Annotated in this window: 14 protein-coding genes and 1 riboswitch; of the genes, 6 read left to right on the top strand and 8 right to left on the bottom strand. The window is 44.3% G+C overall.

Features of this window, described 5'->3' with window-relative positions:
• Window positions 1-106: 106 nt before the first annotated feature.
• From mukB to cmoM, 4 genes are all read right to left on the bottom strand, one after another.
• The gene (mukB, locus tag AB4507_RS19800) at window positions 107-4,567 is read right to left on the bottom strand and encodes a chromosome partition protein MukB (RefSeq protein WP_372183175.1); all 4,461 of its coding nucleotides are present in this window, start codon (window positions 4,565-4,567) and stop codon (window positions 107-109) included.
• Entirely contained in the window at window positions 4,564-5,370 is an 807-nt protein-coding gene (mukE, locus tag AB4507_RS19795) for a chromosome partition protein MukE (RefSeq protein WP_017062090.1), read from the bottom strand. The genes mukB and mukE overlap by 4 nt, the downstream gene beginning before the upstream one ends.
• Window positions 5,351-6,688 (bottom strand): chromosome partition protein MukF, encoded by a 1,338-nt coding sequence (gene mukF, locus AB4507_RS19790; protein ID WP_372073341.1) that lies wholly within the window; start codon window positions 6,686-6,688, stop codon window positions 5,351-5,353. Before mukF ends, mukE begins: the two co-directional genes overlap by 20 nt.
• A gap of 125 nt (window positions 6,689-6,813) precedes the next feature.
• Window positions 6,814-7,599 (bottom strand): tRNA uridine 5-oxyacetic acid(34) methyltransferase CmoM, encoded by a 786-nt coding sequence (cmoM, locus tag AB4507_RS19785; protein WP_017063509.1) that lies wholly within the window; start codon window positions 7,597-7,599, stop codon window positions 6,814-6,816.
• Window positions 7,600-7,714: 115 nt separating this feature from the next.
• On the opposite strand from cmoM, the gene elyC reads away from it, so the two are divergent.
• Entirely contained in the window at window positions 7,715-8,566 is an 852-nt protein-coding gene (elyC, locus tag AB4507_RS19780; RefSeq protein WP_017062093.1) for an envelope biogenesis factor ElyC, read from the top strand.
• 166 nt (window positions 8,567-8,732) lie between these two features.
• Here elyC and torR read toward each other — a convergent pair whose 3' ends face one another.
• Complete coding sequence (gene torR, locus AB4507_RS19775; protein ID WP_017067841.1) at window positions 8,733-9,446, bottom strand: two-component system response regulator TorR; 714 nt, start codon at window positions 9,444-9,446, stop codon at window positions 8,733-8,735.
• Window positions 9,447-9,731: 285 nt separating this feature from the next.
• Here torR and torD point away from each other — a divergent pair, with 285 nt between their 5' ends.
• From torD to AB4507_RS19750, 5 genes are all read left to right on the top strand, one after another.
• Complete coding sequence (gene torD / locus AB4507_RS19770; protein WP_017062095.1) at window positions 9,732-10,379, top strand: molecular chaperone TorD; 648 nt, start codon at window positions 9,732-9,734, stop codon at window positions 10,377-10,379.
• 316 nt (window positions 10,380-10,695) lie between these two features.
• Complete coding sequence (gene purR, locus AB4507_RS19765; RefSeq protein WP_017063507.1) at window positions 10,696-11,700, top strand: HTH-type transcriptional repressor PurR; 1,005 nt, start codon at window positions 10,696-10,698, stop codon at window positions 11,698-11,700.
• Between the two features lie 170 nt (window positions 11,701-11,870).
• A riboswitch (cyclic di-GMP riboswitch) is annotated at window positions 11,871-11,956 on the top strand.
• A 127-nt stretch (window positions 11,957-12,083) separates the two neighbouring features.
• On the top strand, window positions 12,084-12,674 hold the full coding sequence (locus AB4507_RS19760) for a TfoX/Sxy family DNA transformation protein (protein WP_019820997.1): 591 nt from the start codon (window positions 12,084-12,086) through the stop codon (window positions 12,672-12,674).
• A gap of 134 nt (window positions 12,675-12,808) precedes the next feature.
• Window positions 12,809-13,489 carry a TVP38/TMEM64 family protein gene (locus AB4507_RS19755; RefSeq protein ID WP_017072239.1) on the top strand — a complete coding sequence of 227 codons (681 nt, stop codon included), beginning with the start codon at window positions 12,809-12,811 and terminating at the stop codon, window positions 13,487-13,489.
• Between the two features lie 64 nt (window positions 13,490-13,553).
• Window positions 13,554-13,871 (top strand): DUF2007 domain-containing protein, encoded by a 318-nt coding sequence (locus AB4507_RS19750; RefSeq protein ID WP_017062099.1) that lies wholly within the window; start codon window positions 13,554-13,556, stop codon window positions 13,869-13,871.
• A gap of 131 nt (window positions 13,872-14,002) precedes the next feature.
• Here the strand turns inward: AB4507_RS19750 and AB4507_RS19745 are convergent, their stop codons facing one another.
• The 3 genes from AB4507_RS19745 to glgC form a co-directional block, all read right to left on the bottom strand.
• Complete coding sequence (locus AB4507_RS19745; protein ID WP_017062100.1) at window positions 14,003-14,800, bottom strand: alpha/beta fold hydrolase; 798 nt, start codon at window positions 14,798-14,800, stop codon at window positions 14,003-14,005.
• A gap of 285 nt (window positions 14,801-15,085) precedes the next feature.
• Window positions 15,086-16,540, bottom strand: a complete 1,455-nt coding sequence (gene glgA / locus AB4507_RS19740; RefSeq protein WP_017067845.1) for a glycogen synthase GlgA — start codon at window positions 16,538-16,540, stop codon at window positions 15,086-15,088.
• Complete coding sequence (gene glgC, locus AB4507_RS19735; RefSeq protein ID WP_080582251.1) at window positions 16,530-17,759, bottom strand: glucose-1-phosphate adenylyltransferase; 1,230 nt, start codon at window positions 17,757-17,759, stop codon at window positions 16,530-16,532. Before glgC ends, glgA begins: the two co-directional genes overlap by 11 nt.
• Window positions 17,760-18,063: the final 304 nt, after the last annotated feature.

Genomic DNA, 18,063 nt, shown 5'->3' with positions numbered 1-18,063 from the left:
CTTAAGTGAACGGCATTACCTAATGATTAGGGGCTTTGAACAAATATCATTGAGTCGCTTTCGAGCTTATAGCTAAGCTATCAAGATTATAATTCGGCTATCAAAGTTATTGCTCAGTTTCTTCGATAAGCTCTTGCACCGGAGATGCTGGTTTGTTTTGAGCAAAACCGCGCAGGCCAACAACATGTACGTGTTCGTGGTCTTTGAAGACCTTACGAACCAGTTTGTAGGTTGTACCTTTCTCTGGGCTAATGTTTTCAGGTGCTGCAATCAGAAGTTGCATACCCAAACGGTCACACAGTTCAAACAGCGTAGAGATCGACTTAGAATCCAAACGTGCTGCTTCATCAAGGAACAACAAACGACATGGAACGATGTCTTTACTGCGAAGTCGACGAGATTCCTCTTCCCAGCTCTGAATAACCATCAATAGGATTGACTGACCCGTACCGATCGCCTCACCCGTAGACAATGCGCCCGATTCAGCTTGTAACCAACCATCTGAACCACGGTTAACTTCAACACTCAGCTCTAGGTAGTTACGGTAATCCAGTAGCTCTTCACCTAGAACTTGTGGAGAACGTTGACCCATATCGATATGTGGGTTAACACGTTGGAACAACTTCGCCATCGCTTCTGAGAAGGTAAAGCGTGTTGATTCAAACAAGTCTTTGTGTTGCTCTTGCTGAGTCGCTAGCCCTGATAGCAAGATCTCGTGGCTTTCACGAATCTTAACGTTCAGACGTACGCCTTTAACCTGACCAAAGTAAATGTTAGACAAACCTTGGTTCAGCATTCGAATACGGTTCTGCTCGCGCTGAATCGTTTTCTTGATGATGCTTGCTACGGACTCAGAGCTGATTGCCAGGCGATTTTCACGCTGCGTCAACTCTTCTGTTAGTCGAGCTAGCTCCACTTCCATCTCTTCGATTGCTTCAACCGGATCATCCGTGTGAATAATATCTTGGCGAATACGCTCACGAAGGTGTTGGTAAACCGCAATGTAGAACAGAACTTTACGCTCTGGATGCGCGTTGTCTTCAGATAAACGCAGCGAATCACGCAGGTCGTCATTGTCGGCTACCGCCAGACGTAGCGCACCCAGTGATTTATCCGACATAGAGCGAAGCTCGCCTGCCGTTAGATAAGCCAGTTCACGTTTATGCAGACGACGTTCAACATCATTCTCACGCGCTAAACGAAGTACTGAACACCAACCCGCTTTCGCTGCAACAACGAAAGTACGAAGCTCGGTGTACTCTTTTTGAACTTTCTTAAGACGCTTAGCCAGTGCTTTCATCTCAAGTTCAGTTGACGTAATCGTACGCTCGTATTCACTCTTACGGCTGCGAGATGTGTGCAGACGCTCTTGAAGCTCGTCACGACGACGTACAGCACGCTCTTCAGCGCCTTCGTCAGCGTTTACGCCGAACTCTTGTAGCTCTTGTTTGAACTCTTGAACCGTTTCTTGCTTCGCTTGATGTGAGCTCTTCAGTGCCGCCAATACTTGGTTGTATTGGTTCATCTGTTCGCGAGCTTGCTTCAAGCCATCGCGGCCTTTGGTTCTTGCTTGTTCAGCTTGAACCAACTTCGCTTTCAGTTGCTCGCTCAGTTCACTGCTCTTATTAAGCAAATCAACAGAATCCGCGTAAGCAAAGTAATGACGACGCTCAATCAGATCAGACAGTGCGAACACTTTGCCTTTTAGCGTTTGTAGCGCGTTGTCTGCTTGACGGTACTCTGCTTCCAAAGCTTCGAATTGCTCTGGGTCAGCGTCTAGTGCAGATACGAACTGTTCTAGAGAAGTAAGCGCCTTGCCGTGCGTATTCAAGTAAGATTTCGCTTCACTTAAACGCTCTAGTTGCGCTTCTAATTCAGCTAAACGCTCAGCCAATGTTTCGTCTTCTAAAATACGAACCATTGGTGCTAATTTATCTAGCGCACCAAGTGCCTGCTTGCTTTGTAGAAGCTGACTGCGTTGCTGCTGCTCTTTAGAGATAAGCTCAGCCAGAGAACGAACAATTTGATTACGCTTATCACGAATCGCAGCAAGTGCTTGCTCTGGGTCTGCGTTAAACGCAACGTGCAGGTGCTTCGCAACAAAGCTGTTGAATGCTTGGTATAGGCGATTCAGTTTTTGAGAGTCAAACGCTGCCTTCGCGTGGTTTTCAACCACAACGTCACGCTCTTCGCGCAATTTCTCTAGACGTTGTTCACGAGCCGCACGGCCAAACAGTGGGATCTCAGGGAAACGAGAGTAACGCATTTGGCGATCGTTCAGCTGAACACACACTGCGCCTTCAAGCTCATCGGCATTGAATGAACTGTCATCAAACGCGTCGACATCGCCTTCTAGGATGTAAAGGTCTTCTGGACAATCATCAAGATCCACCAGCTTCTCTTTAATACCATCAAGATCAGAAACCACAATTGCGTGACGAGCCGGGCCGTACATCGCACTGAAGTACGGCGCATCACCAATAGTGATATCATCGTAGATCTCAGAAAGCAGCACGCCACCAAGCGTATCCGCTAGGCCTTTGAGGCGAGGATCGTTAGAACCACCTGGAGACGCTAAACGCTCAATTTCGTGCTCAAGTTCAGCTCGGCGCGTAGCCAACTGATCTTTTGCTACCGCTTGAGATTTCTCATCTTCAAGCACTTGTTGCATTTGAGTCATCACCGCTTGGCTATCTTCTAGCTCAGCGTCGGTTTGATCTCTTAATGCTTCAAGCGCATCGTTTGCCGTGATCCATGCTGGAGCAATAGACTCAAGTTTTTGAATCTCTTGATCGTGGTTTTGTTGTACACGACGTTGCTCACTCTTCGCTTCACGCAGCTCTTCTTGAGCGTACTCAAGAGACTCGATCTGCATAGCATGACGTTCACGTTCTTCATCGAAAACCGCTTCGTCAGTCAGTGAGATGTTGTGTTGCTTTTGGTATTCAGTCGCTAGCTCTTTTGCTTGACGCTGCTGAGCCACATCACGAGCCATATCGCGGTGCTGAGCACGCCACTGCTGTTCATTTTCAACAACGTGTTTTGCGTTACGGCCTTTTTCTAAAGCTTGCTTAGCGCTTTGAGACGCTTCTTTACGCTCAACGTCACCCACAATACTTTTAACAAGAGCGAGCGCTTTGTCGAACTGCGCAGAAGCAGCAGAAGACATGTCTAGTTTATGTTTAGTAGACAGCAGCGTTTGAGTGCTTGATTCTTCTTGTGCTTTTAGCTCAGAAACCAGAGTTAGTGCGCTTTCTGCCGTAATAGACTCATCACCAAGTAGCTGCTTAGTTTTCTCTAATGCTTGAACCGCTTGCTGGTATTGAAGTGCACGAGTCTGCTGAACATCCAATGCTTGTTGGTAGTCAGCAAGCTGAGTTTTCAGGCTATCCACTTCTTCTTCAGTGATGGTTGCCTGCTCTTCAGCAAGAAGTACTCGCTCTTGAGCTTCTTCAACCACCATCATTTGCTCTTCTAGACGCTCGTTAAGCTCTTCTAGATCTTCGCTGTAGCGGGCAATTTTCTCTTGCTGACGAAGTGCAGTTTGAACTAATTGCAGATGATCCGAAGCCGCTTGGTAATCTTGCTCTAGTGCTGATTCTTGATCGACAAGTAACTCTAGTTCTTCTTGAACGCGGTTCAACAAGTTGTTTTGATCAAGCAAGGTTTCACGAGAACCAAACAGCTCACCACGGAACTTCATGGTTTGATCAAGCTTGTTGCGACGATCGTTAGCATGGCGCATGTAATCTGCTGCCACGTAGTTCGTAGATTCAGTGATCAAGTGCTTAAACAAATCACGATCCGACTGAGTCGTTTTGATCGCTTCTAGCGTCATACGGTTTTCGCGTAGTGCTGATTCCATGTCTTGGAACGCTTTCTTCACACCACCATTTTGCGGTAACAGGTAATCACGCAGAGAACGCGTAATCGCACTTGAGATACCACCGTAAAGTGATGCTTCAATTAGGCGGTAGAACTTAGAACGGTCGCTGCTGTTACGTAGTTTCTTCGGTACCACACCGTATTCAAACATTTGCGAGTGGTAATCAACAATCGAAGAGAAGGCCTTAAAATGCGTGCCTTCGTATTGTGCAACCGCCGCTTTCACGTCGTTCAACTGACATACGCGAGCGTGGCTGTCTGAAACGTTCTGAATCAACACATCCGTTGGTTTCACATGGCTTGGAAGGCCTTGGATAACGAACGGTTTAATGTCGACTTTCTTATCACGACCCGCGACTTGCTGCAGTTTTACTGCAAACAATAGACGCTGATTACGAGAGTTCACAACATCTAGTGCGGCATAACATGCGCCTGGCTGAAGCTTACCGTAAAGGCCTTTATCACGAGATGACTGTGAGCTACCCGCTTCCGTTGTGTTACGGAAATGCAGAAGGCTTTGGTCAGGGATCAGTGCTGTGATGAATGCCGCCATTGTGGTCGACTTACCCGCACCGTTACCGCCAGAAAGCGTTGTAACCAATCCATCAATATCAAAAGTACGCGCAAAGAAGCCGTTCCAGTTGACCATGGTTAATGATTGATACTTACCTCTTTCAATCATGCTTCACCTTCTACTTTTGTTTGTTCGCCATCGTTTGACTCAAGGTCAAAGTCAGCTTGATCGTTAAAAATGTCTTGTTGACCGTTTTCGTTTACGTCTGCAACTACTTCTGATACAGCTTCCGCTTGTTCTTCATTCAACAAGCTACCTTGGTTAGGCTCTTGGGTATGCACCACAGCTTCACCATCACGGATAAGACGTAATTGCGCTTCTTTCATATCGTCACCAACACGAACGTCAGCGCCAAAGCGGAATACCGCTTCGCTGATACGGAACTTGCCCGTTTCACCAATCGCAATCAGCATGCCGATACGGCGTAAACGACGCAGAGAAGTACGAACTTTTTCGAAGAGCTTTTCTTTATCTAAGTCAGAACCAGATGCACGGTTGGTTGCTAGCTTCATGAGTTTTTTCTCATCCGCTAACGACATCAATTCATCAAACAGTTCTTGATTGGTGAAGATACCTTCATGAGCCAGACGTTCTGGGCTTAGGTATAAGAAACACAACACCTTGCCAACCAACATGTCGAGCTCAGACAACACACTACGACCAATCAGAGACGTAGAACGCGGACGCAAGTAAAAGAAACCTTCCGGCGCTTTTACCAGTTCCGTATTGTAGCGTTGATAGAAATGTTGAAGCTCAACTTCAAAATCAGACAGCAACGCGTGGTTATCTAGATCTTCTGTTGAAACATGCTTGCCTGAACGCAGCATGCTATCTAGCGCAGGGAACAGTGGGTTCGCTATCGCTTTTACCAGTTTCTCTGGCATGTAATCATCAGTACTTGTTAATGACATTTGCTTGTACCTTTGCACCGAAATCGTTGATTGCCTGCCAATCTGGCTGAATAGCCTGATAGTCAGACTCTGAGTAACCTAAGCGTACGGCTTGGTCGACAACAATTCTGGCTAAATCAAAATGGTGTGTGCGAGGGTGTGCAGCGAGGTAATCGCGTAACACAAGGCCAAGATCAATTGGCGCGCCTTGCTGTTTGTGAGCTTTTAACATCTCTGCAATTCGATCTGAAAGCAGGTCATTCACTTGCTCAAATTCTTCGTACTCTACGTCGATTGGTGCTTGTCCCATCACTTCGTCATCACGAAGCATAAGCGCTTCATCACGAAGATCCGTCAGCTTCTCAGCATCGGCGTAGGTCAATAACCAAGGCGCATCAAAGTAGTCAGTGACTGACTGACGCAAGCGCTGGCTAAAGGCGCGGTTTTTATCCATATCAATCGCGGTACGGATGAACTTGTGAACATGGCGGTCGTAGCCGATCCATAAATCGATGGCTTGTTGGCCCCAACTGGTGATTCGGTCTAGCTTCATCTGCAAGCCGAACAGGGTTTCGCCAACGAACTCGAGTTCATCGTCACCGTAAACAATTTCTTGAATATCGAGGATCTGTGTTTGCAGTTCATCCCCCGCCGCTTGCAAGGTGTCTTGCAATTCTTTTAGTGTGGACGAGGTTTCTGAAAGCAAGGTTTCACAGTTGTTAATCGCCTCTCGCCAATCCTTGTTTAAAAGGTCGGCAATTTGCTGTTTAACGGTTTGCTGCTGCTCATCCATAACACGTTGGTTAAGATCAATCTGATCGAAAATTTCACCAACAGAATACTTGAGCACGCCGTAAACATTCTTTCTCCAATGTCCTGGAGTTCCGCCTTTTTGTGCTGCTTCAATGGCTTTTGCCATCTCGTCCGCAACCATAGAAAGCTGGATAGACAGTTTTAACTTAGAGAACTGACGGTGGCGTAAGTAATAATCTGAAATACCAATCGCCAATGGTGATAAGCGATAAATACTCGCACCATCGGTGATTTCGCTGGTAAAGCGGCTAATCAACTTCTGTTTAACTAACTCGTTGATGGCATTGTTGGCACGAAACGCGGACGCTTCGCCAGTATCTTCAAACAGTCGAGTGACGATGGTAAATGCATCGTGCAGTTCACCCTCGCCCAACTCTTCATCGAACCTTTCATTGCTTAGTACTGCGATAGCAATCAAAAATGCTAAGCGCTCTGGTGGCAAGTTTAATGAAAAATCATGCTGCTTGACCCAGCCCACCAACTCATCAATTGGCTGCTCTTCGGCAGTTTGAGTCATTTCACTCATTGTGGTTCCTGTTACTGTTCTTCGTCATATCGAATGTATTAGATATGACGCCTATTTCTTTATGACGTGGGCTTCTTACGATTGCATAGCGCATGTTGTGGCTTCTTTTACCACATTCACCGCTGTTATTGCGCAGGTTTTTGAGCCCAAACGTGAATATAACGGCCTAGTGACAGATATGGCTCTTGGCGACATAGCTGTTTTTCCAGTTCCAATACATCTTCAAATTGGTAATCGCCCATGTACTCCATATTACCTATGTAGTCACTGAAAGAGCGAATGCCTGATTTACCACAGATTTCTAGACCAGCGTCTTCTATCCATTGATAAACCTCTTCCGGCTTCAAGCCTTTTTGTGGTTGCAGCTTAAACCGTTTTCGATGTGGCATCCCATTCAATACATGAGGAATGTTGCCACAAATCACATTTTTCAGGACTAATCCGTGGTGGTTGTAAAACATTATCGAGGCAACGCCACCCGGTTTAACTTGTTCAAGCAATAAATCAAGCGCCTCTTTAGGATCGGCTAACCATTCCATTACGGCATGAAACATCACAAAATCGACTTTCTCATCTAGATGTTCTGCGACTTTTTGTACTGGTGAATGAATAAATCGATATTGCTCTAGCAAACCCGCTTCGCTGATACTTTCTTCTGCGAGCTTCAGCATTTCAGAAGAGAGATCACACAGAGAAACGTTATGCCCAAGCGACGCAATTTTTTGCGACATCTGTGCAAGGCCGCCTCCAGCATCAAGCACATGCAGCGGAGAAGCTGATTGCTCAAACTTGCTCAAAGCTTGTTCTAAATCTTCCCATACGATGATCTGACGGATCTCTCCTTTGTCAGAGCCGTAAATATTTTTTGCAAATTTGTGGGCAATATCGTCGAAATTACGGTCTTCAGTCACGGCTACTTGAGTTATTATGTCCTATCGTGCCTGCTATTCTGTCACAGGAATTTCAGGAATAAAGAGGCGATGTCTCTTTTTACTACTAAGTGATGTTTTTTCGGACTATTCGGATATGTTTGAGCTGAAAAAAGTAGTGTCTTCGCTATTGATGCCACTGCCAGCAATGTTAATTCTCGCTTTTCTGGGTTTAGCCCTAGTGATGTTTACTACCAAAAGGAAGACGGGTTGCTTAATCACCCTTTCAGCCCTATGTGGTATTTTCCTAATCGCTTTCCAACCAGTTTCTAGTCAACTTTTAATGCCAATGGAAAGGCAACACACCGCTTTTTTACCTGTCGATGAAACCGTCGATTACGTAATGGTTCTCGGAAGTGGTCACGTCGTAGACGACCAAATTCCACCGACATCAGAACTTAGCCGCACCGGCCTGATGCGTTTAAGTGAAGGGATTCGTATTCTACGCCTTTACCCTGGTGCAAAACTCATTTTGTCTGGCTATGGCGCAGGCACTGAAGTCAGTAACGCAAGAATGATGGCTAAAGTTGCATTAGCACTTGGCGTAGCAAAGCCCGACATCATTCTGCTTGAAACCGCAAAAGACACCTGGGAAGAAGCTCGCCAAGCCGCTGCGTTCGTTAAGAATAAAAAAATGGTTCTGGTGACTTCAGCGAGCCATATGACTCGTGCACTCAATGAATTCCATGCAGCTGGTATGAAACCACTGCCTGCACCAACCAACTACCTTGCACAAGAAGGCGTTGTTGAGCCTTGGAATAAGTACATGCCAAAAGCTCTCTACCTTGAGCAGACTGAGCGTTACTGGCACGAAACCATGGGATTAGTTTGGCAAGATTTACGTGATTGGCTTGATACAAGCAATGACATTGTTGAAGAGCCGGTGATTCCAGAAGCTTCCAGCTTAGTTGAAGATGACGGTGAAGTTTCTGCGGCTCAGCCTCAGTAAGCCAATTGAATCTTTAAACTCATACTGAGCAGACTGAGTCGGCAAGTATTTTTAGGTTCTCTGTTCGTTAACAATGAAAACTAAGCAATAAAAAAGCCGAGACATCAATGGTGTCTCGGCTTTTTACGTTTAAATGTCGTTGTTGATTAATCACTTCCGAAGGAAATCAATCACCAGCGAACATGTAACCTTCACCGTGAACCGTCACAAAAATTTGTGGGTTCTTAGGATCAAACTCCATTTTTGCACGCATACGACGAATCAATACGTCGATAGTACGGTCATTAGGCGCGTCCACTCGGTGGCTAATCATATTCAAAATACGTTCGCGGCTTAATACTTGGTTAGGGTAAGAAGACAATGCCACTAGCAGTTCGTATTCTGCTTTGGTCAATTTCACCGGTTCGCCGTTTTTGCTTAACGCACGACGAGGGATATCAAATGTCCACTCACCAAAACGAACCACAGACTCATCTGATGTTTCTTCTACAGCGCCCGCTGCTGTTTTACGAGCAGCAGAGATACGCCAAAGTAGGTTTTTAACTCGAACTAATAACTCGCGAAGTTCGAAGGGTTTAGTAACGTAATCGTCAGCGCCCATTTCAAGGCCTACGATCTTGTCGATGCTATCCGTGCGTCCAGTAACTAAAATAATTCCAATGTCTGATTGACTGCGTAATTCGCGAGTTAGCATCAATCCATCTTCGCCTGGTAAGTTGATGTCCAGCATAATGAGGTCAACGTTGTTTTCTTCTAACACGTTTCTCATTTGAGCGCCGCTTTCTGCTTCGCTCACTGTGTAACCCTCGTTCTGGAAGTATCCAACCAGTTTACTGCGGGTTACCACATCATCTTCTACGACTAATACGTGATAGCTCATCTACACCACTTTTCTTATTTAATAGTTTCAGTGACTATTCTATTCATAACTAGTAACAATTCTAGTGGTACAGAAGATAAAAGCCAGAAACATGGATTTTTTTTGATACAAGACAATCTTAAACCTTGCTATTTATCGTCCATCGCAATTCAATATAGGCATTACTACTAACGAGTAACTTTGCGTTTCGCAAATAACCTTGTTATTCAGCCTTGGTGTGCTTATGCCCAAGTGACTTCAAGATGCATATAAGCAACATCACAAGACTAAGTCAGGATCTAACAAATGAAAGATACGAAAGCGTTCAACGAGCAAAGAGCAGAAATATACTGGTGGCTATCAAGCTTATTTGCCAAAGAGCTCACTCAAGAAGAACTCGATCACTACCACTCTGTTGAAATTCGTTCTTTCCTAACTGGTTTAGGCGAAAATGAGACACTAAAGCCAGCGATTGATAAGTTAGTGGATGCGCTGAACCGCCTACAAACTCGTGAAGATGCTCAGCTAGAACTGTCTGCAGACTTTTGCGATCTTTTCTTAAAGACAGATAAGCACGGCGCTCTTCCTTACGCTTCAATGTATATCGGCGAAACTGGCCTTTTGAATGATAAGCCAGCAAAAGATATGGAAGAGATCATGGCTAAGCACAACTTAGTTGTGAACCAAGATCTAAAAGAGCCAGCAGACCACATTGCTATCGAACTCGATTTCCTTGGTAACTTGATCATTCGTTCAAACGAAACGAATATTGAAGAAGAACTAGAGAATTCATTTGCCGCTCAACAGCAGTTTATCGAACAACAACTGCTGACTTGGTTACCAAAGTTCAACGTGAAATGTCATGACGTTGATGAATTCGGTTTCTACGCCTCCGTCTCATCGTTGCTACTCGCATTCTGTCAATTAGACACTCAATATTTAGCTGGTGAATAGCTTATTGGATGACTCGTTAAATAAATTCAGAAGAATGTGACAATTCACCCGGATTTCCGGGTGAATTTTATTGCGAGTAATTTCTAGTCAGTCTAAAATTGTGACCGCAAACGATAAAATATGAAACATTCACGAAATGCTATGCTTATTATAGTTTTGAGCATTTCGGTGTTAAGACAAGCCGCTCAATAGCGGTTTTTTGTTTTTTAGCACTTTTAGTACCCAAAGAGCCCTACAAATTTAAGCTCTTAGTTAGGTAGCTTAACGGCTACTTTATTCCGTACTTTGGGAAAGTAGCTTCTAATAGGATAAAACCATGGCCACTATAAAAGATGTCGCTCGCTTAGCCGGCGTATCAACAACAACCGTTTCTCACGTAATCAATAAAACTCGCTTTGTTGCAGAAGCAACGCAAGAAAAAGTAAACAAAGCCGTAGATGAACTGAACTATGCACCAAGTGCTGTTGCTCGTAGCTTGAAGTGTAATACAACACGCACCATCGGCATGCTAGTGACTCAATCAACTAATCTATTCTTCTCTGAAGTTATCGATGGTGTTGAGAGCTACTGCTACCGTCAAGGTTACACTTTGATCCTGTGTAATACGGGCGGTATCTATGAGAAGCAACGTGACTACATTCGAATGCTTGCAGAGAAACGTGTAGATGGCATCTTAGTTATGTGTTCTGACCTAACTGAAGAACTAAGAGAGATGTTAGACCGTCACGCTGACATCCCTAAAGTTATTATGGACTGGGGCCCAGAGAGTTCTCAAGCTGATAAGATCATCGATAACTCTGAAGAAGGTGGCTACCTAGCGACCAAATACCTTATTGAACGCGGTCACTCTAAGATTGCATGTTTAAGTGGCCACTTAGACAAAGCAGCATGTGTTGAACGTATTGCCGGTTACAAGCGCGCACTTAACGAAGCTAAAATTTCTGCCGATGACAATATGATCATCGAAGGCAACTTCGAGTGTGATACGGCTGTTCTTGCTGCAGAACAAATCGTTGAGATGGAAGATCGTCCAACGGCGGTATTCTGCTTTAACGACACAATGGCACTCGGCTTAATGAGCCGACTGCAAGAAAAAGGCATCCGCATTCCTGAAGATATCTCAGTGATCGGTTACGACAACATCGAACTCGCTGAATACTTCTCTCCGCCGTTAACGACAGTTCACCAACCAAAACGTCGTGTTGGTAAGAATGCATTCGAAATTCTATTGGAGCGCATCAAAGACAAAGACCACGAAAAACGCGTCTTCGAAATGCACCCTGAAATTGTTGAACGAAGTACAGTTAAGACGTTAAATTAATTGATAATTCGAGTTTAATTTCATCAAGCGCACCTTTAGGTGCGCTTTTTTTATCAGCAACCATAATGAACCCAGATGCACAACGGAAAGATCATTAATTGAAGCAGTATCACATTTTGAAATATCAAGTGTGAGCTTCATCCAACAAAAACTTTATTCTATTCAATCAGTCACGCACAGGGCAAACCACTCGAAAGAGTGAGACGCAAAGCTTCCGGCCTAAACCACTCGTTGGTATGGTAGCGGGGTTACCGATGGCAAAATGCAGTAACTACTAATAATTTAGTAATTTACGGCTTATTGACAATGTAATTGCAACATTTTGCTAATCTCTCGGACCTGCTTATTTGGTGGCGTAGTTCAAATACACCGAGATAAATAACATGGATAAACCGATACTAAAGGACTCGATGAAGTTATTTGAGTCCCTAGGAAAAATAAAATCACGCTCAATGTTTGGTGGCTTCGGTCTTTTTGCTGATGACACTATGTTTGCTCTGGTTGTAAATGACCAGTTGCACATACGCGCAGACAAAGGCACAACTAAACAATTCGAACAACAAGGGTTTCAACCGTACGTCTACAAAAAACGTGGTTTCCCTGTCGTTACTAAATATTTCGCTTTACCTGAAGGCCTCTGGCAAGACCAAGAGAAAATCTTGCAGCTTGCAACCACGTCTCTAGGTTTTGCTAAAGAAGAAAAAGCTGAGCAGTCTTCTGCTAAGCCGACCCGACTCAAAGATCTGCCTAATCTTCGACTCGCTACCGAGCGTATGTTGAAAAAGGCAGGGATCGATTCTGTAGAACGTTTATATGAATCTGGCTCTGTAAACGCATTTAACGCCATCAAAGAATCGCATGCGTCTTCTGTCAGTATTGAACTACTTTGGGCGCTAGAAGGCGCGATTAATGGTACACATTGGTCTGTTATACCGCAGCAGCGTCGCGAAGAGCTTATCAATCGCGTCAATTAACATTGTCAGTGCAATCTATATACATAACTAAGCCGCATTTACTGCGGCTTTTTTTATATCTGGTGAAAGTTAATCTATGCTTTGCCTGTCTATCTATACTATCGGTATGCATTGAAAATTTAGAGGAAGTATCAATGAGTAAGAAAATGATATTGGGTATTGTGTTGGTCGTAACCATCGTCTTGTTAGGCATCAATTTCGGCCAGTACTTAACGCTTGAAAATGCTAAGGCCCAACAAGCTGTGTTAAATGACTACATTGACAGCAACTTTATTGCGGCTGCCGCTATCTATTTTGTCGCGTATGTCATGATTACGGCTTTCTCCATTCCTGGTGCCGCTGTTGTAACCTTATTAGGGGCCGCGCTATTCGGCTTCTGGAACAGCTTGCTACTGGTATCTTTCGCAAGTGCGATCGGTGCGACCTTAGCTTTCTTAAGTAGCCGTTACCTGTTGCGTGACTGGATTCAAACCAAGTTTGGTGACAAATTGGCGACGATTAACAAGGGGGTTGAAAAAGACGGCGCATTTTACCTGTTTTCTCTGCGTCTGATTCCTGTATTCCCATTTTTCCTTATCAACCTATTGATGGGTCTAACACCGATGTCAGTGAGTCGTTACTACATTACGAGTCAAATCGGGATGTTACCGGGGACGGCGGTTTTCTTGAATGCTGGTACTCAGCTCGCAGAAATTGATTCACTTTCGGGCATCGTCTCCCCTTCAGTACTATTGTCATTTGCATTATTGGGGATATTCCCAATAGTGGCTAAATGGTTGATGGGTAAGTTTCGCTCAGCACCCGTAGCTGAATAATGTATATAGCAGAATAGTTTATAATATCTAAACAACACAGATAGCCGAATAAGGTTCTATTTCAATGAAAATCTTCAGTGCATCGAATCCGACAGAAGCTCATATCATCTGTGGATTGTTAGAAAGCGAGAATATTGCCTGTGAAGTCCGTGGTGAGGGGTTGTTCGGATTAAAGGGGGAAATCCCATTCACTGAAGAAACTGACCCTTACGTATGGTTATATGAGCCAGAATTGGCCAGTAAAGCTCGCATGCTCGTCAATGACTACCAAAAGCAGCAAGATTCGATCATCTATGAAGAGTGGCGTTGTGGTGAGTGTCATGAAGTCAACGAAGCGCAATTCGGCTCTTGCTGGCAGTGCGGTGCTGCCTCACCTGAATAGCAGGGTTTCAGTGACCTGATAGAACGATTCGGTCAGATACCTCCTCCAATTAAAAACGGGAAGCTAAAGTTAGCTTCCCGTTTTTATTTCAATTCGATTAACTCATCATCTTTGATTTCACGCCTAGAAAATCACTGAATTTGTTTTTGAATAAACGCAATCGAACGCTGATTAAACTCTTCAGGGTTTTCCACGTTACACACGTGTCCACAATTCGGGATTTCTACTAGCTCACTCGATTCATGCGCTGCAACCATTTCTTTTACAGGCTTAATAAACATGTAGTCACGTTCACCCATCAAATAAAGAGTCGGTATTGGTAGCTCTCTATCTTTAAAATATTTCATCAAGGGGTTTACATCAGCCGTTAAGATAAACCAGCGTTTAAATTCTTTCTGGCACAGTTTTTTGGCTTCGCGGATAAAAAGGTGACGAGACTCTTTTTGGCTTTTTTGTGGCATCACAACATAAGCAAAAAGGCTGTATAACCACATGTAAGGAATGATGTGCTTGCTGAGGTTACCCAACTTGATTAACACTTGAGAGCGAGTGTTTAGCTTGGTGACAGCGCCACCCAGTACCATTGAACGTACACGGCCAGCCGCCAGTTCGGCAACGTTACGCACAATAATCGTGCCCAAAGACATGCCAACGAAATGTGCAGAACGGATCTTAAGATGGTCTAACACTTTAAGAATATCAAGCGTCACCGATTTGAACGTATAACGATTCGAAATCAGCCCTTTAAGTATATTGTCTGATTTACCGTGCCCTCTCAGATCAATGAGAAGTAAGTTGAAATGCTGTTTATACGCTTTGATCTGCTTGAACCAGATGGAGGAACTGCCTCCTGCGCCATGCACAAATACAACCCACTCATCGCTCGTAGGGTGAGTAAATGTTTTATGAAATAGTAAACTCTCAGACATACCTATCGCTTTAATTATTGGAATGGAGCTATGCCTCATCACGAGGCGATGACTAAGGATACCACGCTATTAAGAACTTTAAGTGATAATAGTGTCAAACCTATCATTAGTCATGTGAATACCTACCTCACCTTTTCTACCTGACTAAAATGAGTTTGCAAGCTTTGTCTTCGTAAACGTGATGTGCTCTGACCAGGAAACCAAAAGGCACTCTACAATTAGAGCGCCTTCATTTAGTACGAGCGGCAGTTGCTCGCCAGCTAACTTTAAAGCTAAGTCAACAAGTTAAAATGCTGAATGATACATAGCTAGGTATTCTTTAGCCGCATCTTCCCAACTAAAATCTTGCTGCATCGCATAAAGCTGAACACGCTTAATTTCAGATGGGTTTTGTGCGTAAAGCAGTAATGAACGATGTAACACAGCCAATAACGCTTGCGGTGTTGGCTCTTCAAAAGCAAACCCAGTCGCGACTTCAGGATCTTCATCGTAATCATTCACGCTGTCTTTTAAACCTCCCACAGAACGAACAATCGGCAAAGTACCGTAAGCCATGCTGTAGATTTGGTTTAAGCCACACGGTTCAAATTCCGAAGGCATCAAGAAGAAATCAGAGCCTGCTTCAACCAAGTGCGCAAGTTCATTATTGTACGCTTCTACGAACGAGAACTTATCTGAGTGAAGCGCTGATAGCTCTTTCAATTGACTCGCCAAAACCGGATCGCCAGTACCGACAATCACGATCTGAAGATCATTTTTCAAAAACTGTTCGATGATAGGCAGTAAGTAATGAACACCTTTTTGATTCGTCAAGCGACAAACCATGCCATAAACCGCGCAATCGGCAACGGGTAAACCTACATCTTGTTGCAGTTTTTGCTTACAAGCTGATTTTCCGCGAGCCATGCTGTGCTTGGTCGCTTTGTATTTACGAGGAAGGAAAGCATCAGTTTCCGGATTCCAAGCCCCATAATCACACCCATTCAAAATGCCGAACAGATCAGCAGATCTGTGTTGGAATTCTGCAGCCATACCGTGGCTACCTAATTCCGTTTTCAACTCTTCTGCATAGGTAGGACTTACTGCGTTCACTTTATCCGCACACATCACTCCAGCTCTTAGCATAGTGACATGAGTGTCACTCACTGAAGCTTCAGGCGCATGGTAACTGTGCATCTCTGGCAGGAATTGAAGTTCATCGTATGCGAACACACCTTTGAAAACCGCATTGTGGATCGAGATAACACTGCGCGTATTTTCAAAGAAATCGTGTTGTTGATAACGCGATTTAAGCAAGAAAGGAACGAAACCAGTATGCCAGTCATTTGCATGAATGATATCCGGTTGAAAACCAAGCTTAGGAAGCATATCAAGACAGGCTGCACTAAAGAACGAGAAGCGCTCTCCGTTATCAGCATAAGCTTGATTGTTTTCTGCGTACATTTCCGGGCGGTCGAAATACTTGGCACATTCAATACCAAAAACTGGAACGCCTTCTACGCTCAGTTTTTTAACTTGATAAGCCGTATGAGGCCAATGATCGAGTTCAGTCGATAAAATAACTTCTGCTGAATCAATGTTTGGAATGTTTCTATATGCGGGGATAGTCACTCGAACGTCCTGTTCGAGTGTTTGCAACGCTTTCGGCAGTGCCTTGGCTACATCAGCCAAGCCACCACTTTTAATCAAGCCTTCAACTTCAGACGCTACAAAAAGTACCGAGAGAGTCTTAGTAACCAACTCGTGCTCCTTTAGAAATCACTACAACACCATCGTCAGATACGTGGTAATGCTTTTTGTCTTCTGTCAGATTCACACCAATCTGTGTACCCGGTGCGATGTCTGCATCTTTATCAATGATAACGCGGCGCAAGATACAACCCTCACCCACTTTTACATCACCGAGTAAGATGCTTTCGCTAATATCACACGCTGATGCGATATTGCTGCGGAAGCCCAATACACTCTTTTCAATACGCGAACCACGTACATAACTACCGCTACACACAAGGCTATCAATGATCTGAATTCGACCATTTGCCGAATCAGTAAACGTAGCTGGTGGTAGTGGCGGGTAATAAGTGTGTAGAGGCCATTTACGGTTGTATAGCGAGAATGGCGCATCTTTCTTAAGAAGGTCCATGTGCGCTTGCCAGTACGCGTCAATCGTACCTACATCGCGCCAGTAAACTTCTTCTTTCTCACCAGTAATACGGTTGGTGCTGAAATCATAAACAAACACATCACCACGTGGGAACATGTTTGGAATAATGTCTTTGCCGAAATCGTGTGTCGAACCTTCTCTATCAGCATCTTCCGTTAGTTCGGCAAAAAGCTCTTTCGCTTCGAACACGTAGTTGCCCATTGAAACGAGCGCTGATTCTGGATCGCCCGGGATCGACTTCGGATTTGCAGGTTTCTCTTCAAAGCCAATCATACGGCCGTCAGCATCAACCTCAATAACACCGAATTCTGATGCTTCAGCAAGCGGCATGCGCAATGCTGATACTGTTAGAGCCGCTTTCTTCTCTTTATGGAAATCAAGCATCTGTTTGATGTCCATCTTATAGATATGGTCTGAACCAAAAATACATACTTGATCAGGTTCTTCCAACTCCATAAAGCCCATGTTTTGGTAGATAGCATCTGCTGTGCCTTCATACCAACGCTTTCCTTTACGCATTTGCGCAGGAATTGGGTCGATAAAACGGTCTGTTATGCCACTGATATTCCAGCCTTTTTTCATATGGTGGAACAGTGACTGTGACTTAAATTGTGTTAATACGTAGATCTTCATTAGATCAGCATTAACGAAGTTGTTCAAAGCGAAATCAATTAAGCGGTAACTACCACCGAAAGGAACCGAGGGTTTGCTGCGAGATTCAGTTAAAGGTCTTAAGCGAGAGCCTTCACCACCAGCAAGAATCATTCCCAATACACCAGCCATTTTATTCTCCATATATCTATAGCTTGTCGATGTTAGTACTCGTAGAGGTATCTTCCTCTGGGGGATGAGCACCAACACTTATTTCGGTATTTAGCGAATATCCATTCACATACAGTGACAATATCCTAAGCCAAACGTTGTTATGTGTGCACTATTCTTTGCACTTGGTTTTATATACGTTATCGACTTTTCGGCCGAATTCAATTTTTAATACGCCATTCTGTGGTACGTAAGCTGATTGCTTTCCTAAGACTTAAAGCAGCTCACACTACACCGTCCAGACGAAACATTACATTAACACCCGACACACATCAGG

The sequence above is a fragment of the Vibrio sp. 10N.222.54.A3 genome, assembly GCF_041474095.1.
Taxonomy (GTDB): domain Bacteria; phylum Pseudomonadota; class Gammaproteobacteria; order Enterobacterales; family Vibrionaceae; genus Vibrio; species Vibrio crassostreae_C.
This window is presented reverse-complemented; position numbering and strand designations above follow the sequence as displayed.

What these genes read in the sequence shown, in the direction of transcription:
- AB4507_RS19750 (WP_017062099.1), top strand. Translation starts at nt 13,554, where the DNA reads ATGAAAATCTTCAGTGCATCGAATCCGACAGAAGCTCATATCATCTGT.
- torR (WP_017067841.1), bottom strand. Translation starts at nt 9,446, where the DNA reads ATGAGCTATCACGTATTAGTCGTAGAAGATGATGTGGTAACCCGCAGT.
- mukB (WP_372183175.1), bottom strand. Translation starts at nt 4,567, where the DNA reads ATGATTGAAAGAGGTAAGTATCAATCATTAACCATGGTCAACTGGAAC.
- AB4507_RS19755 (WP_017072239.1), top strand. Translation starts at nt 12,809, where the DNA reads ATGAGTAAGAAAATGATATTGGGTATTGTGTTGGTCGTAACCATCGTC.
- mukF (WP_372073341.1), bottom strand. Translation starts at nt 6,688, where the DNA reads ATGAGTGAAATGACTCAAACTGCCGAAGAGCAGCCAATTGATGAGTTG.
- purR (WP_017063507.1), top strand. Translation starts at nt 10,696, where the DNA reads ATGGCCACTATAAAAGATGTCGCTCGCTTAGCCGGCGTATCAACAACA.
- mukE (WP_017062090.1), bottom strand. Translation starts at nt 5,370, where the DNA reads ATGTCATTAACAAGTACTGATGATTACATGCCAGAGAAACTGGTAAAA.
- AB4507_RS19760 (WP_019820997.1), top strand. Translation starts at nt 12,084, where the DNA reads ATGGATAAACCGATACTAAAGGACTCGATGAAGTTATTTGAGTCCCTA.
- torD (WP_017062095.1), top strand. Translation starts at nt 9,732, where the DNA reads ATGAAAGATACGAAAGCGTTCAACGAGCAAAGAGCAGAAATATACTGG.
- elyC (WP_017062093.1), top strand. Translation starts at nt 7,715, where the DNA reads ATGTTTGAGCTGAAAAAAGTAGTGTCTTCGCTATTGATGCCACTGCCA.
- glgC (WP_080582251.1), bottom strand. Translation starts at nt 17,759, where the DNA reads ATGGAGAATAAAATGGCTGGTGTATTGGGAATGATTCTTGCTGGTGGT.
- AB4507_RS19745 (WP_017062100.1), bottom strand. Translation starts at nt 14,800, where the DNA reads ATGTCTGAGAGTTTACTATTTCATAAAACATTTACTCACCCTACGAGC.